The following is a 15,268-nucleotide window of genomic DNA, read 5'->3' as shown; positions in this document are numbered from 1 at the left end:
GGGGTCGATACAGCTTCACGTTCTTACTCACTCGTGCTCTCCTGTCTGCGACGTGCACTGAGCCCGGCGACGACGATCACCGCGATCAGACATACACCGGCGCCAAGGAAGGCGAGTCGCCGGGGAAGGGGGTTTTCGAGGGTGGGCGGGGGCGGCGGAACGACGGCGCGGGCGCTGGGGCCGGCCGGTGCGCTTCCGTCCGCGGGGACCTCCCAGGTGAGTGCGGCTACTGGGTCGACGGTTCCGGTTCCCACAAGATTTGACGGAGACCGGCCCGCGTCACGAGCGGTTCTTTGCAGCCGCGAGACAACCTGCTCTGCGGTCAGATCGGGGAATCGGCTGCGCACCAGCGCAGCGACGCCCGACACGTAGGCGGTCGCATAACTGGTTCCGAACAGGGGGTGCGGCTTGCCGTCCTGGCCGACCATTCCGTTGGCTAGCCCGCCCGCTTCGTCGTTGGACAGCGATGTCACATTCTCGCCATTCGCCGCGATGCCCACCCACGGGCCGGACATCGTGAACTTCGAGGGGCTGCCGTCGGCGGACACCGATCCCACGGACAGCACGTACGGCTGCCACCATGAGGGAACCGAAACAGATTCCACCCCAGTCCAGTTCCTCGGGTCGGCACCGGAACCGCTGAGCGGATTCGGTTGGCAGTTGGCGCCACCGCCGCTGCTGTTACCGGCTGCCGCGATGACGACAGCGTCCTTTTCTTCGACGGCGTACCGCAGGGCCGCACCGAGCGCGGCCTGGTCGATGGGCTTTGCCGCCGGTACGCAGACAACCGACGAAATGTTGATCACGCGCGCCCCGAGGTTCGCGGCGTGCACGATGGACCGGGCCAGTGTGTTGACAAAGTGGGTGGCGCCGTTGGTGGTGGGATCACCACCGGTGATTCGCGGGGAGAACTTCGAGGACTCCTGGCGAATCGAGATCAGCTTGGATGCGGGTGCGATGCCGGAGAATCCGTCAGGGCCGGGCTGGCCACCGATGATCCCCGCGACCATGGTCCCGTGCCCGTCGCAGTCGGTGAGTCCGCTGGTGGACTGTACGTAGTCGCCCCCGCCTTCGACATGCAGCCGTGAACTCGGCTGCACGCCGGTATCGATGATGGCGACGCTTTGACCCTCGCCGCGAGAGAAGCGCCATGCCTCCTCGAGTTCCTGGGACGGCTTTCCGCTTGTGCCCGTAGCGGGCATCAACACAGTGGTGCTGCACGCCGCGGACTGCATGCCGGCGGTAGCGCTGGGGGCCGAATCTCGTGGCAGCGCAGCGGGATCAGCCTCTGGGCGGGTCACCGCGTACGCGGCCGGAGCTGTCATAGGAGACAGCGCCAGCAGCATCGCGGCGACGGCGCCCACGGACACGAATCGGATCATCGGTTGAGGATCCAGGTGAACAGCCCGGTGAGGTATGCGATGACCGGCAACAGCGAGGCGTCGATGCCCGAGGCGAGGAATCCCAGGAGGCGCCGGCTGGGCAGCGAGTAGCTTTCTGCCTCACCGATCTTCGGGTTGAATACCACGACAGCCAACGCGGCGACCAAGAACGCCAGGACCGCGAGTGCCGCCAGCGCGCCGGTGTACCGCCCCGCGAAGGTGAAGATCACCAGGAGTGCGGACGTCACCACGAACGGCACCGCCAACAGCCAGGCCTTGCATACCGCCGAATCCCACACGCGTGCACGCAGTGCCGCTCCTGCGCTCACCGCGACCACCAGGTACCAGGCCCAGGGGCTTGCCGGTGCCGATCCGCCCACGAGGGCCAGCGATCCCAGGATGGCCAGAAGTGAAGCGCCCGCGATGAATCCGCTTTGGTGCGAGTCGCTGAGCTGGACGCGTCGCGGGAGGTCCTTGAGAACCGACATCGCCGGAGCGGAGGGCGTCGGGTCGCCGGGCGCGGGAATGGTCGGCAGCGGGAAGCGAGCGGCGAAGGCCGACAGCTGCGCGGCACGCACGGTAACCAGCAGTGCCGCGACGATCAGTCCGCTACCCACGGCGAGCAGGGACGGGTGCCACAGGACCTGGGCGCCCGCGGCACCGGCGATACCAAGGGACAACACCGTGGTGGCGGTGAAGAACGCGGTCTGCTGACGCGCCACGATCAGGTAAATCAGCGACCACGCCGCGACGCCGGCGGCACCCAGGAGGACGCGCGGGGCCAGCCCATCTCCGGGGATGGCGAGTGCGAGTGCGCCGGCAATGGGCGCCAGTGCGGTGATCGCCAACTCCGCACCCAGACGCGGCGAGCGCACGTGTGCCACCAGGGCTCCGATCGAGGCGACAACCGCCACCACGGCCAGGCTGGCAAGGCTCAGCACCGAGCCGGTGCGAACGTTATGCACGATAGTCAGAACCGTTGCCGCCACGATCAATCCGAGGACACCCAGTCGGGTGATGCGGGCGATGTGCTCGGCACCCCACGGGCGCTTGCGCGATTCGGAGAAGATGACGGCGGCATCCGCGATGTCTTCGACGATGCCGGGTGCAGCGGGTCCCACGGGGGTGGGACGCAACGTAAGCAGGTCTCCGTCGACGACGCCCACGGTGTCCAGGGTCGCATCGGCACTGAACGGTGCACCGTTGACCGGGGCCAGGCTGAGCCGCTGAGGTGTGGCCTCAGTGACATCGGGGGACACCATCCGGTGTACCGCGGGAATGATGTCGCGCATCGGCAGCTGAGTCGGCAAAGCGACCTCGGTCAGCTTTTCTTCACCGAGCACGGCTACCCGGACGATGGGCATCACGGCGTTCTCAGACATGGTGTTTCGTTTGACTCTCTCGATAGGGGGGTGGAGCACAGTGGGGAACTAATAGAGCGACAGCATTAGTCGAAGTCTCGGGTCAGTCGGGCATCGGGGAACCAGTGCCCGTCCGGGAGCGTGGCCATCAACTGCTCGACGGCCACCGCGATCGCGAATGGGGCTCCGGGGGCAAAGGTCGACAACCAGGTGCCGTCCCCTGCGCGGTGTGGGCTGACGAGGATGCGCCCAGCGCTGGTGTCCACCACGCTGATGCCCACCTCGGAGGTCTGTTGAGTTGCGTTGTTACGTTGCCCGGCAACCACTTCGACATAGTTGCGGTTTCCGATGAACGCCGATTCCACCACAGCCTGCGCGGCGGGAGGGACGCCCAGGTATCCCACGACGTCGGCCAGCGAGGCGCCGGAACGCAGCTGCTCGTCGGCCTTTGCCCCCACATCGGTGGGCAGTGTGAATTCGGGGAACCGCGCAGGTGCGCGCCACCGCAGTCCGGCGACCACACTGGGGACAAGCGCCGACGGATCGTCGGCGTCGACGGCGGTGAAGGTGATCAGGTGGGCATTACGTAGGGACACCACGGTCTGCGGGCGACCCTGCGATTGCCTGTGCGCGATGATGCCGCGCATCACGTCCGGATTCTCTGAACCCGCCGCAACGTATCGCAGTTCGAGCCAACGGTCGGGACGGCACACGGTACGGATCCATTCCGCCACAGCGGGATCCACCGCACCCTCGGTGTTCAGGACGCCGGCCCGGGTGAGTTCCTGGACGCGCTGAGCATTGAAGCCCGCGCGTTGTGCCTCATCACGGAAGGGGACCGTGATCGCCAGCACCCAAGGAAAGGTGCCGGCGCTCAACGTGTCTGCGAGGAACCAGGCCTGGTCGACCGTCAACTCGACGGCGTCCGGCGACCGGGTGGCCTGGTTCATCGCACGATCAGGTGCAGGAGCACCAAGGGCGTTTATGCGCCCCATTTGGCTCCTTCGGCCATGTCGCGGGCGTTCATCGAGAGGGTGTTGGTTTCGTGGGTGGTGCCCATGGCGCGGTAGGCGCGGATGAGTTCTTCCATGGCGGTGTTCCATTGGGCCTGCCAGGCGGCTTGGCTCATGGAGGTATCACCGTGCCAGACGGCCTGCAGGGAGGCCTGCTGGGCGGCCAGGTCGGCGCCCAGGGCGGTCAGCATACCGGAGTAGGTGTTCATCTCGCCGGCATGGGCCAGCATCGCGGGGTAGTTGAAGGTGATCTGCGACATGTCTTTGTTTCTCCCTTGGTCTTAGACGCCGGTGTAGCGGCTGGCGGCGGCGGCGTCCTCGGCCACGTAGGTGGCGGCGGCATCACCGAGGTTGATCTGGGCGATATCGAGCAGCGCGTTGACCTTGGCGGCCACTTCCACGAATCGGGCGTGTGCGGCCTGGAAGGCCACCGAGGACTCACCGACATGGAAGGCCTGCGCCGACATCGCGGCCTGCTCGGCCTGCGAAATCGTCGAACGCATCAACGCGGTCTTGGCACCGAAAGTGCCCTCAGCGGCCACCAAAGCCGGAATATGTGCATCAAGCAAACTCATCATTCATCTCCTCAATCGTGTTGTGTTGTCGGTGATTTCTGGTTGTCTATGGCCGATCAGGTGCTGGGCCCCCTTCAGCGCTGTCCTCGGGGTCCAGGTTTGCATCGGTGCCCCAGGTAGTGGGCAGCATCGGCATCGTGCGGGTGCCGTCCACGGCACTGGCGGCTGCTTCGCGTTCGATCAGACCGGCCGCGGTGGTCGTGGAGGTGGTCCTGGGCACGGTCCCGGTGAATCCGAGTTGACCGGCACCCCGCCCGGAAGCCCCCACCCCGGCCGGCTGCCGTGCGGCGGGCTCGGAGAAGTCCGGGTCCACTGTCGAATTCATGTCCATGAACTGCGGAGCGGGATCCTTGATCCGGGCACCACGCTTGCGCCGGGCCCGGGAACGCGCCGAGGCGGCCGCGGCAGCAGCCGCCGAAATCCCGGCCGCCGGCGCCTTGGCACCGGCACCCTCATTCAGCGTCGGCCCAAACCGCACCGGAGGCGGATCCTCACGCACCGCGTACACCATGTACGCCGGAGTCGCAGCCGCCGCAGCGGGCGAGGCCGGTGCGCTCGGAGCCGACGTCGCAGTCGAACCACTGGTAATTGCGGTACCGCCGCCCCCGGGCATTCCGCCCATCGCAAAAGGTTGCTGCTGAGGCGAATTGCGTGTGGTCTGTGCGGCCTGTTGCGCGGGTTCCTCTGCGGGTACATCGGCGTCGACCGGAACCGGGTTGATCAGCTGGGCCAGTCCGACCAGAAGCAGGGGGAGCCACAGCGGTGCGGACAACATGACGCCCCAGAAAGTGAACCCGAAGGGGATGAAGAACGCCTCGTACGCGATGAAGAACAACAGCGGACCCCAGGCCACCAGCGCCTCCAGGGGATTGCGCATGAAGTCTTGCAAGATCCGCTGCAAGGTGCCCAGCGGGTCGGTGAAGAACTCCTGAATCTGTCGCATCAGCTTCTCGAAGAAGCTCTCGCTGTCGTCCAGCGCGGTGCCGGATTCGGCCGCCTGCGCCTGCGCCGCCATGCCGGACATATCGGCTGCCATACGGGACATTTCGCCGCCCGGCGCCATGATCATCGGCGCGGGCGGCGTCGGCGCTACCGACATCACGGCGGCGGTGGAAATGCCTTGGTAGATACCCATGGTGGTGGCGGCCTGGACCCACATCCGGATGTAATCGGCCTCATTCAACGCGATCGGAATCATGTTGATACCAAAGAAATTCGTGGCCAGCAGCACGCCGTGGATCATGTGGTTGGCGGCCAACTCGGCCAGCGTGGGCATGGCGGCCAGCGCCGTGGTGTAGCCGGCCGCCGCGGTCTCGTGCAGCACCGCATTGGTGGCGCTCATCGCGCTCTGCTGGGCCAGCCAGGCCAGATAAGGGGTGTGGCTGGCGACATACTGGATGGCGCTGGGCCCCTGCCATGATCCGGCGCCGGTGGCAGCGAGCAGCTGCGTCAATTCCGTTGCCGCAGTGGTGTATTGCACAGAGAGCGCCTGCCACTGGGCGGCAGCCGCCAACAGTGGTCCCGGCCCGGGGCCGGCGCTTAACAGCGCCGAGTGCACCTCGGGGGGAAATGCCATCCAGATGGGAGCGCTCACCGAATTAGCCTCGCGCGATCATGTACGTTGCCGCGGCCTGCATGTCTCCGGTGGTGTAACTGGCCGCGGACTCCGAGACGCCCAGCCCGGCGCGTCCCAATTCCTCGACGGCCTGGGCTGCCACACCGGTGTGCTCAATTCCGCGGGCGCTGAAGCCGGCAGCGGTCTCCAGCGACACCGGGTCGGCGGCGGGCGGAACCACGGCACCGATCACCGGTGCGGCCGCGGCATGTGCCGCAGCCAGCCGTGCGGTGAGTGCCTCCACGGCCGCACTCGTGGCGGTCAGACCTTCCGGAACGACGTTGAGATTCATCGCGGGTACTCCCTTCCTTGAGCAGCATGTTCATTGACGAGTGGATTGACGGTCTGTACATATGTCGGAACATCACTGTCTGACAACAGGACTCCGCGGCCCGCAGGCAGACGCTCGAAACGATGTCCGCGGATGCGGCCCCCATCCTGTGGGCTGCCGCTGAGCATCAGGGTGTTGGCCTGCAGCTCGTGGAAGCGACGCAACATGGGGTTGGTCATCAGTATGTGACCCGAACCGGTGGCCCGCGCGGTGATGATCACCCGGAGTCCGAGCTCACGCGCCTCGGCGAGCAGACCCGAGATCGGATTCCAGGGTCGCTGCCCGATGTACGGACCGCTGACGGCCGGCGCATCGGGAATCTGATCGACATCATCGATGATGAGGTAATGCCGCTGTGCTGTCACTCCGCGTGACACCCAGTTGTGCAGTTCCTCGGACGACAAGCCGGCGGGCGGCCGACGCTTTTCCAGAAGCGCGCCGAGGCCCAGCATCGCCGGGGTGATCCGATCGATATTGGGGGTGTACTCGTTGTCCGGGAACAGTGGTTCGTCGACGAGATGTAGACGCCGATCCAGAACCGTGAACGCCACCTCGTCGGGTGTCGAGTGTTCCCGGACGGTACGGATGATGTGTCGCAGGAGCGTCGTCTTGCCAGACCCGGTATCGCCCAACACCATCAGGAGCGGGTTATGGGCGAAGTCCAGCGCCACCGGTGCCAGATCTTGCTCGCGCTGGCCGATGACCACCTGTTCGCGTCCGGGGTACAGCGGGCCGATGGCGTTCGGTGCCAGGTCTGCCGGCAGCAGGCGGACGGCGGGAGCCTTGGCACCGGGGTAGTCGGCGTTGACCGACTCCACGGTCTTGGCATCGGAGGCTGCGAACAGGAAGTGCTCTGCCTGCATGGTCAGGCCGCGGCCCGGCTGATCGTGCGGCACACTCTCGGCGGGGCGGCGCAGTGCGCCGGGTACCCGCACATTGCTGTCCGCCGAGTCATGCAGCTTGAGCTCGAGGCGCAGCCCGAGAGCATCGCGCATCGCCAGCGGCACCTCGATCCAGTTCGGCGTCGTGATCACGACATGGATGCCGTACGACAGCCCGGCGTTGGCCAGCTCGGTAAGCCTGGCCAGCAATGGGTTTCGGGTGTTGAACTGGTCGGTGTTGTCGCGACTGAACGCATACAGGTTGTCCACGAGCAGAAACGTCTCGCCGTAACCGTCGTCCAGCGAGCGATCACTGTCGCGCAGCGCGCGCAGTTGACTCACCGAGGCGATGCCGCGGTCGCGGAACAGACGCTGGCGATAGGCCAGGAGCTGCTCGAGCTCACCGAAGGTGCGGCGGATGCGTTCGGGCTCCAAGGCGCTGGCCACGCTGCCCACATGCGCCAACCCTTCGAGCGCGTGCAGTTGTCCGCCGCCGTAGTCAATGCAGTAGAACGTGACATCACGCGGGGAGTGCAACGCAGCGGCCGACAGCATGAACGTCTGCAGAGCTGTCGATTTTCCGGACTTCGGGCCGCCATGAATGATCACGTTTCCGGCCGCCGATGTCGCGTCGAAGACCAGCGGATCGCGGCGCATCTGGAACGGCTTGTCGATCTCGCCGAGCGGCCAGCGCAGGTGGCGTGTCGGGATCCCGGTCTGGCTCAGCACATCCGCCAGCGGGATCGCGGTGTCCAGCGGTGGCAGCCATAGCTGCGGTGCGCGCGGACCCACCTTGGCGAGCTGGTCGCCGACGGTCGTGACCAGCTTGCGCGCCGGCTGCTGTGGCCGGTCGGATCCACCCTTGATAATCACGGTGGTGGGATCGGAGGCGACCGGCAGCGCGGTGAACTGCCTGGGCTGCGGGGTGGCGTGGATCTCCACCGTGGTGGTGGTTGACGGCGGCTGGTAAACACCGTCGACGTAGGTGCTGCGGAACTTGATGGGCACGGCACCCGGTGCGGGCACCAGGAACCCAACGCCCTTGTGGTCCTTGCCCGATTCGATGTGATACGCGTCCTCGGTCCCGATGATCTGCCGGGATGCGCTGGGACTGGCCACCTTCAGGCCGATGCGGTATGAGGTGTTCTTGTCGATGTCCTTGATCTTGCCGACGTCCAGGGTCTGCGACGCGAACAGGATGTGGATGCGGAACGAGCGGCCCTTGCGTGCGACGTAGTCGAACAGTTCGGCGTACTCGGGGTGGTCCTGGAGCATCAAGGTGAACTCATCGGCCACCACGAACAACGTGGGGATGGGCGGCAGGTCGTGCCCGGCGGCGATCGCTTCCTCATACTCGCGGACCGAGTTGAAGGCGCTGCCCTGCACATCGCGACCGGCCTGCTTCAGCAGGTTCTCGCGCCGCGCGACCTCGCCACGCAAGGTATCGGCAAAACGATCTGCCAAGGAACGCTTCTCGGCCATGTTCGAGATCACGGCGACAACCTGCGGGAAGTCGCGGAAGATATCGGCCCCCGCCTCACCCTTGAAGTCCGCGTAGATCACGATCAGGCGATCGGCGGAATGGGTCGTCAAGAGCGACAACAGGATCGACATCAGGCTCTGCGACTTACCGGAGCCGGTCATACCGATCATCAGGCCGTGCGGCCCCATGCCGCCCTCGGCCTCGTCCTTGAGGTCGAACATCAGCGGCTCGCCGGAGGCGGTCACGCCGATGGGCACGCGCAGCTCCTCATCACGCGAACGCGGCGACCACAGGGCGGGAACATCCAGCTGGGATGCGTCCTCGATACCGAGCAGCGCGGCGAACGTCGCACCACCGGTCGCGGCAGACCGCAGGCCCGGATGCGTCGGGTTCGAGTCCCAGCGGGAGAGCCTGCGGGACAGGTGTGAGGCGGTTCCGACCGTGAGTCGATCGGCCTCGTCGATGTACTGCTGCCAATCGTTGCCATTCCACCGGGAGATGCGTGCGCTCACACCGTTCCGATTAACCTGCAGCACAGGGCGTTCTGGGTTCAGGTAGTCCGGAAGCTTGAAGGAGCCGTCGGTTCCGTCGAGCCGCTGGATAACGGTGACGCCGTCCAGTCCGGTTGCCGGGATGGGCGAATTCACGCCGCCCAGGTCGTAGGTCGGGTCATCGAGAATGATCAGCAGGTGCTTGTGCGCACCGGACTCGGCCCCGAACAGCGCACGCTCGGAGAGCACGGGCTTCAATGCCTCGAAGAGCTCGGCACCCGTGCGGCGCAGGTAACGTGCCGGGCCGACACCGTCGACCTCGCCGCTGATGTCCACGTGGGGGAGCCATTTGAGCCAGGACCAGTCGGCGTCTTCGACACTGGGGCCGGCCATCGCCACGGTCAGGAGCGTTGGATCGTGGAATGTGACGGCCTGAGTCACCCACGACCGAATGCAGGCGCGGGCAACGTCGTCATCACCGAGCACCGTGATTCGCGAAACCTTGTTGAGGTCGATGCCGGATGGGGCGCTGCGCACAGTGCGCTGGGTGTCCAGTAGCCCACGTAAAGCGCTGTGGCTCACCGGTTCCAGATCGATCTCGTCAGCGATGTCCTTGACCCGTACGACACTGGCCAGCGGAACATCATGGCGTCCGGCGCGTACCACTAGGTAGTCGTCATCGCCTGGGTCCCGCTCCCACTGGCGGCGCGTGCCGGGAACGGTGGTCAGCTCCTCGGGATCCGGGTGCGACCATTCCAGGGCCTTGCGCTGCTGGGTGGCGTGGGTGCGCAGATTTTCGCGGACCACCGACAGGTAACGCAGGTAGTCGGCTCGTTCGGCGTCGACCTCCTCGGTGCGGACCTTGTCGCTGCCATTGCGCATGAATGCGGTGGCGGCGAGCAGCAGTACAAAGGGGAAGAAGAGCGTCTGCGGGGAGATGAGGCGGATGCCGGAGGCGACCAGTGCCACCACCATGCCGACGATCAGGATGACGATCACGACCGGCATGGCGCGCCGCAGGAACGACGGCGGCACTACGCGGGGCAGCTGCGGAGGCGCCTCGACGGTCACCGTGGCATCGGGTATCGCCGGAGGCGCTACCCGCCGATGGGGTTCGAAGATGAGACGGCTCAACGGGACTCCTGTGCCTGAGCAGATGGGATATCGATCTGGATGCGCGCGGCCTGGCGATCGCTCGGGGCCAGGCTGTCGTGCTCCAGCAGGGCGTCAGAGCGTGAGAGCGACGGCCCGGACGCGAACAGATCCAGAATCGACGAAGGGATGGTGAGTGCGGGTTTGTGCAGGCCGAGTGCCTCAAGGGTCTTGTCACCCTCGGCCTCGGTGTCGATGCCGTAACGCACACCGGTATCGGATATCCACTGGTATCCGCTGCGGCCGTCCGGTTGCACCAGGTAGCCGATTCCGGGGGTGATGGCGACCCGGGTTGCGGCGGGGGAGATCAGCTGCACGGCGTGCACCGAGTCAGAAAGCGGCAGTATCGAACCCGCGAGCAAGGACCACGAATCCGAGGCAGCGTCGGCCGTCTTGGTGAACCGTGTGCACAGCACCGGGTCCTCGTTGGCGGCCAGCGGCTTGATGGCCGCATTCGGGAACACCCTGGTGTCGATCGCGGACGATGTCGGCAGGTGCGCGATCTGGTCAGCCGTCAGTCGTGGCGGTTGCTCAAGACCGTAGGAGTTCGCGTTGCGCAGTGCCGAGGCGATCACTGGTGAAACCTGTTGTACGCCATCGGCGAGCACCGCGTAGTACACCGGTGTGTTGTCGGTGGACGAGCTCACCAGCACCGAGCCGATGGGCGCAGCGACGGGCAACGGATAGGCAGTGGGCGTCCCCGCTCCCTGGATGGCGGGAACCACAAGTGCCGGAGTCTCAGGAATCGCATTGAGCAGGCTGGCCGTCACGGGGCGCACGGCGGGCGGCGCGGTGAGGCCCAGGGCGCTCGTGACGGCGACATCCCCGAGGTTGAGCGCGCTGCGGTGCCCGTCCCAGAGCAGCCAGGTGCCCGAGTCGGAGGACACCACGACAGCGCGGTCACGGGTGAGTTCGGTGGCCTTGTCGCCGCCGGTCTCCAGTGCCCCGGCGATCACGGTCACAGCGCGGGTATCGGCGGACTCGCACACCGCCCAGGCGGCGTCGGTGCTCTTGGCTTGCACCATGCGCTCCGGCGCGCCCGGAATGCCGATCAGGTTTCCGCGCGGAAACTGGTCAAGCTGAGTGCTTTTCACCATCGTCGGGTCCACGGCCTTGCCGGTGATGAGACGGGCCGAGGTGAGGTTGAGCACCGGGTGCAGATTGTCGCCCACCCGAACATAGAGCGCGGCGGTCGACCGGTCGGCGAGCACCGGGTCGGTGCCGGCGATACCGGAGGGCCGCAGCAGGCTGAAGACGAAGCATCCGACCAGGCCGGTCACGACGATGACGGCACCCATGCTGAATGCCCGGGACTGACTGCGCAGCGGATCCACCAGCATCCGGGCGTCGTGCAGTGCCACGCCGGATGCGATCCGCCGCATGACAAATCGCCATCCGGTGACCTGGTGCCCCGTGACGAATCCGCGGCGGTACTTCAGCGGTTCGGGGTTCTCGCTGGCCGGGGTGCGTGACGCGAAGGCCCGGCGCTCGGAGTTTGTGTTGTTCTCTCGATTATCGCTCATTTCGTGACCGACGCCCCCGGAGCCGACAGTCCGAGGCCCGCGACGATGGCTTCCACTGATGCCTGCACGTCTTCGACGGTGACGGTCATGAGGTCGTCATCGCTGAACTCTTCGACGCCTGAGTTATCAAGGCGGTGTTCACGTTCCTCCTCGGAGCGTTCGACGACGTTACGGACGAAGCGACCGTTACCGGCGACGTCGATGCTGCGGCGTGCGATACCACGAGTATCCGGAGCCTCTGCGGCACACATCGCCGAGAAGGCGGTGAGCAGCGCGGTGGCAGCACCCTCGTCGAACTTGCTGTCGCGCACGGAGGCCATCGCCGCCGCGATCTCGACGAGTTCGGGCGGTGCGTACGAAGGAAATTCGATGGACCGAGTAAAACGGGAGCGCAGACCCTCGTTAGTGTCGAGGAACTGGTCCAGCTCGGCGCGGTACCCGGCGACGATCACGACCAAACGGTCACGGTCATTTTCCATCCGGGCCAGCAGGGTGTCGATGGCAACCAGACCGAAGTCGTTCTTGGCGCCGGTGGACACCAACGCGTAGGCCTCGTCGAGGAACAGCACGCCGTCGAGCGCGCTGTCGATGACGGCGTTGGTCTTGGCCTCGGTCTCACCGATGTGCTGACCGATGAGGTCGGCACGGTGCACCTCGCGGACGTTCTCGCGCTTGAGAAGTCCCAAGCCGCAATAGATCTTGGCGACGACACGGGCGATGGTGGTCTTACCGGTACCGGGAGGGCCCGCGAACACCAGGTGGTGAGTGCGGTGGCCCACGGCGAGTCCGCGGTCCTGGCGTCGCAATGCCATGGCTACGGAGCTCTTGAGCCGCGATACCTGGTCCTTCACCTGCTCCAGGCCGATGAACTCGCTGAGCTGCTGCTCGGCCTCGGCCAGCAGGATCGCCTTGCGCTCATGAGCCTCAGGATCGATGAAATCCTCTTCGGTGGGCTCGGTTTCGGGATCCCAGGGATCGGTGCGGGCGGCGATACGCGCGGAGGTCGTGGTGTGCAGACCAACGCTCGGATCGGTCAGCGCATGCTCGATCTCGGCATTCTCCGGATTGCCCGCGTACAGATCCTGGAGCACCTCGGTGGCGGTCTCTTCGTCACCATGGTGACGAAGGTTCAGCGCCTTGGCGAGTGCGCCGTCGGTGGCAGCCACTTCGACTGGCCCAGTGGGGTCTTCGAGGTAGGACAGGGCGGGATTGACCATGCCCAGCTTGGCGAGCGCGATGCCGAGGGTGATCCGCACGGCATGAGACGTGGTGGCGTCCAGCGACGTGTCGGTGACAACCGGGGTCAGCAGCGAGACGACATCGGCCCAGCGTTCGGCCCGGTTCTGCATAGCGACAGCGCCCCAGCGGGCGTTGAACCATCCGGGGCGTCGCTCGGTCACGTCGGCGATCAGCTCGGCAGCCTTGACGTAGTCGCCCTTGTCCACGAGGGCCGCGGCGTAGGCGAGGTGATAGTCATCGGGTCCGCTGGCGCGGAACTCGAGATACAGCCCGGAGTCGTACGTGAAGGTGAGATCACCCGGGTGCAGGTTCACCGCATGCTGAAGGTGTCCGGCGGTGGCCGTGGTCTCCGAGATGGCTTCCAGGACGTCGATGGTGGCGCCCCCGGAGGCCGCCAGACCGACCCAGACATCACAGTGATCTTGAGCGGTCCGGCACAGCGAAGTGAAGCCGTAACGCGCCGCTGGCAAATCTGCGGGACGTCGCCTGTCATTGACGGAGAGACCAAGAGCACGGCAACAGGTTGCGAATCGGCTCTCTAATTCGGGATCTATGCGCGGCACTGGGGCCGTTGCCGTGGCCACACGCTCTAGCTGGACCACTCGTTCACGAATATCCACTTACAGTTACAGCCCTTCGCCCGATCGATATGCTCGCTGATTGGAGTAGTCGGCTCGCGCACTTGATTGGTTCCTGACAATGCTCTGTTGCCGAGCCAGCGAATCTGTCATAGGTCGCCCACATCCCCTCGACTGCTCCCCGATGCGGGGAGCAGGGCTAAACCGGCGTGGCGGTCAACGGCGCGGCGTCTGGGTGTGACTGCCGACACATCCGGGCATTCGAGTTGATCAACTCGTTCGCGAGTACTCATCTACCGCCTTTATGTCTGGCACCGTTGCTTGCTCGGCAAGAGATTAGCATTCCCTTACCTAAGTGTCGATAGCTAACCCTAGCCTTACGCAGGTCAAGATATTTAGGCTAGCCTAAACTAAAAACGCACTCAGCGAATCGAAGAGGGTGTAATGCCGAGCACAGTGACGCAACCGACACGCGGATGGCAGGGCACGGTTCTCAAATTGTTCCGTGCTGGCGACTATCAGCTAACACTGACCGGTCGGCGGGAGCTGACCGATCACTATCTGAGGCTCAGCTTCTCGGCAGGTGGTCTGCTGCAGGGTCGTGATCTTCATCCGACCATGTGGATCCGGCTGTGGTTCTCGGATGGGGAGAAGCTGCACCAGCGTGGATACACACTGGTCAACCCCGACCCGCAGGCCGATACCGTCGATATCGAGTTCGCGCTGCACGACGGGCTGGCCGCTCGCTGGGCACAGTCTGCCCAGGTCGGCGACACCATCGAGGCAACGGTGCTGGGCAGTCACTTCGAGCTCCCCGATCCGGCTCCCCGTGGATACGTCATCGTCGGTGACGCTGCATCCCTGCCTGCGATCAACTCCCTGCTGGCGGCGATCGGCGACAGTCCGGCCACGGTGTTTTTGGAGGCCGCGCACGAGAGCGACAAAACACTGCCGGTCGGTGCGGATGCGGTCTGGGTGGATCGCGATGGCGAACGCTCACTCGCCGATGTCGTGTGTGAGGAAGCCTTCGATGCCCCCGAGTTCTTCGGGTGGGTGGCATGCGATACCCGGACCACGCGCGAGGTCTCGCACGTCCTCAAGGACCGGTACGGCATCCCGCGCAGATCGATCAAGGCCCAGGCTTACTGGATGGCGTAAAGGGAAACGATCTGTGGGAACGGTCGATGCCCGCTACGAGGCGAGCCGCAGCCGCGGCATCTGCCTACCCGCCGCGTCCAAGATGGTGGTGACGGTGCCGAACCGGTCTGTGGCGCGTCGGCAGAGTTCGCGCAGTTGACGCGGATCGCTGGCATCCGCGGCGATGGCCATCACCTGATCTGCCCCGTAGCCGTGGAGCATCCTCGTCAGATCGGTGGCGTGTCTGCCGCAGACGACGACCCGATGCCCGTTGCGCACCAGAATCCGGACGATTTCACGCCCGCTGGGGTCATCGGCGTTGAGGACGACGACAACGTCGGGTGCCGAGTCGTCGGTGCCGGAGGTTGTGTTGTGGTGCATGTCCCTATTGAGCCAGCGATTCCTGGGGCCCGGATGTGAGCGCCATGTGGATTGCTTGGATGACCTCCACTGTTGGTTCCATTCACGCCGAGTCGGCGGGGTCGCGGGCCGTCACCTCCCTGGAGC

Annotated in this window: 12 protein-coding genes; 1 reads left to right on the top strand and 11 read right to left on the bottom strand. The window is 65.6% G+C overall.

Going from position 1 to position 15,268, the window contains the following annotated elements; genetic code table 11:
- Nucleotides 1–23: 23 nt before the first annotated feature.
- From mycP to eccA, 10 genes are all read right to left on the bottom strand, one after another.
- Nucleotides 24–1,382, bottom strand: a complete 1,359-nt coding sequence (mycP, locus tag B4383_RS12210; RefSeq protein ID WP_078292126.1) for a type VII secretion-associated serine protease mycosin — start codon at nucleotides 1,380–1,382, stop codon at nucleotides 24–26.
- Nucleotides 1,379–2,764, bottom strand: coding sequence for a type VII secretion integral membrane protein EccD (gene eccD / locus B4383_RS12205; RefSeq protein WP_078292128.1), 1,386 nt, complete (start codon nucleotides 2,762–2,764; stop codon nucleotides 1,379–1,381). Before eccD ends, mycP begins: the two co-directional genes overlap by 4 nt.
- 65 nt (nucleotides 2,765–2,829) lie before the next feature.
- Nucleotides 2,830–3,693 (bottom strand): ESX secretion-associated protein EspG, encoded by an 864-nt coding sequence (locus B4383_RS12200; RefSeq protein WP_078292130.1) that lies wholly within the window; start codon nucleotides 3,691–3,693, stop codon nucleotides 2,830–2,832.
- 32 nt (nucleotides 3,694–3,725) lie between these two features.
- Nucleotides 3,726–4,016 (bottom strand): WXG100 family type VII secretion target, encoded by a 291-nt coding sequence (locus tag B4383_RS12195; RefSeq protein ID WP_078321075.1) that lies wholly within the window; start codon nucleotides 4,014–4,016, stop codon nucleotides 3,726–3,728.
- Between the two features lie 21 nt (nucleotides 4,017–4,037).
- Entirely contained in the window at nucleotides 4,038–4,331 is a 294-nt protein-coding gene (locus B4383_RS12190; protein ID WP_078291810.1) for a type VII secretion protein EsxS, read from the bottom strand.
- A gap of 46 nt (nucleotides 4,332–4,377) precedes the next feature.
- A complete protein-coding gene (locus tag B4383_RS12185) occupies nucleotides 4,378–5,925 on the bottom strand; it encodes a PPE family protein (protein WP_078321074.1) in 1,548 nt (515 codons plus the stop codon).
- A gap of 4 nt (nucleotides 5,926–5,929) precedes the next feature.
- The gene (locus tag B4383_RS12180) at nucleotides 5,930–6,238 is read right to left on the bottom strand and encodes a PE family protein (protein ID WP_070936996.1); all 309 of its coding nucleotides are present in this window, start codon (nucleotides 6,236–6,238) and stop codon (nucleotides 5,930–5,932) included.
- Nucleotides 6,235–10,266 carry a type VII secretion protein EccCa gene (gene eccCa / locus B4383_RS12175; protein ID WP_078292729.1) on the bottom strand — a complete coding sequence of 1,344 codons (4,032 nt, stop codon included), beginning with the start codon at nucleotides 10,264–10,266 and terminating at the stop codon, nucleotides 6,235–6,237. Before eccCa ends, B4383_RS12180 begins: the two co-directional genes overlap by 4 nt.
- A complete protein-coding gene (gene eccB, locus B4383_RS12170; protein WP_078292728.1) occupies nucleotides 10,263–11,807 on the bottom strand; it encodes a type VII secretion protein EccB in 1,545 nt (514 codons plus the stop codon). Before eccB ends, eccCa begins: the two co-directional genes overlap by 4 nt.
- A complete protein-coding gene (gene eccA, locus B4383_RS12165; RefSeq protein ID WP_139360730.1) occupies nucleotides 11,804–13,660 on the bottom strand; it encodes a type VII secretion AAA-ATPase EccA in 1,857 nt (618 codons plus the stop codon). Before eccA ends, eccB begins: the two co-directional genes overlap by 4 nt.
- 408 nt (nucleotides 13,661–14,068) lie before the next feature.
- Between eccA and B4383_RS12160 the strand changes: the two genes are divergently transcribed.
- Nucleotides 14,069–14,782, top strand: coding sequence for a siderophore-interacting protein (locus B4383_RS12160; RefSeq protein ID WP_078292726.1), 714 nt, complete (start codon nucleotides 14,069–14,071; stop codon nucleotides 14,780–14,782).
- A gap of 33 nt (nucleotides 14,783–14,815) precedes the next feature.
- Here B4383_RS12160 and B4383_RS12155 read toward each other — a convergent pair whose 3' ends face one another.
- Nucleotides 14,816–15,142, bottom strand: coding sequence for an SDR family NAD(P)-dependent oxidoreductase (locus B4383_RS12155; protein ID WP_078292725.1), 327 nt, complete (start codon nucleotides 15,140–15,142; stop codon nucleotides 14,816–14,818).
- Nucleotides 15,143–15,268 lie beyond the last annotated feature (126 nt).

This window comes from Mycobacterium sp. D16R24 (genome assembly GCF_002013385.1).
In the GTDB taxonomy this organism is placed as follows: Bacteria; Actinomycetota; Actinomycetes; order Mycobacteriales; family Mycobacteriaceae; genus Mycobacterium.
This window is presented reverse-complemented; position numbering and strand designations above follow the sequence as displayed.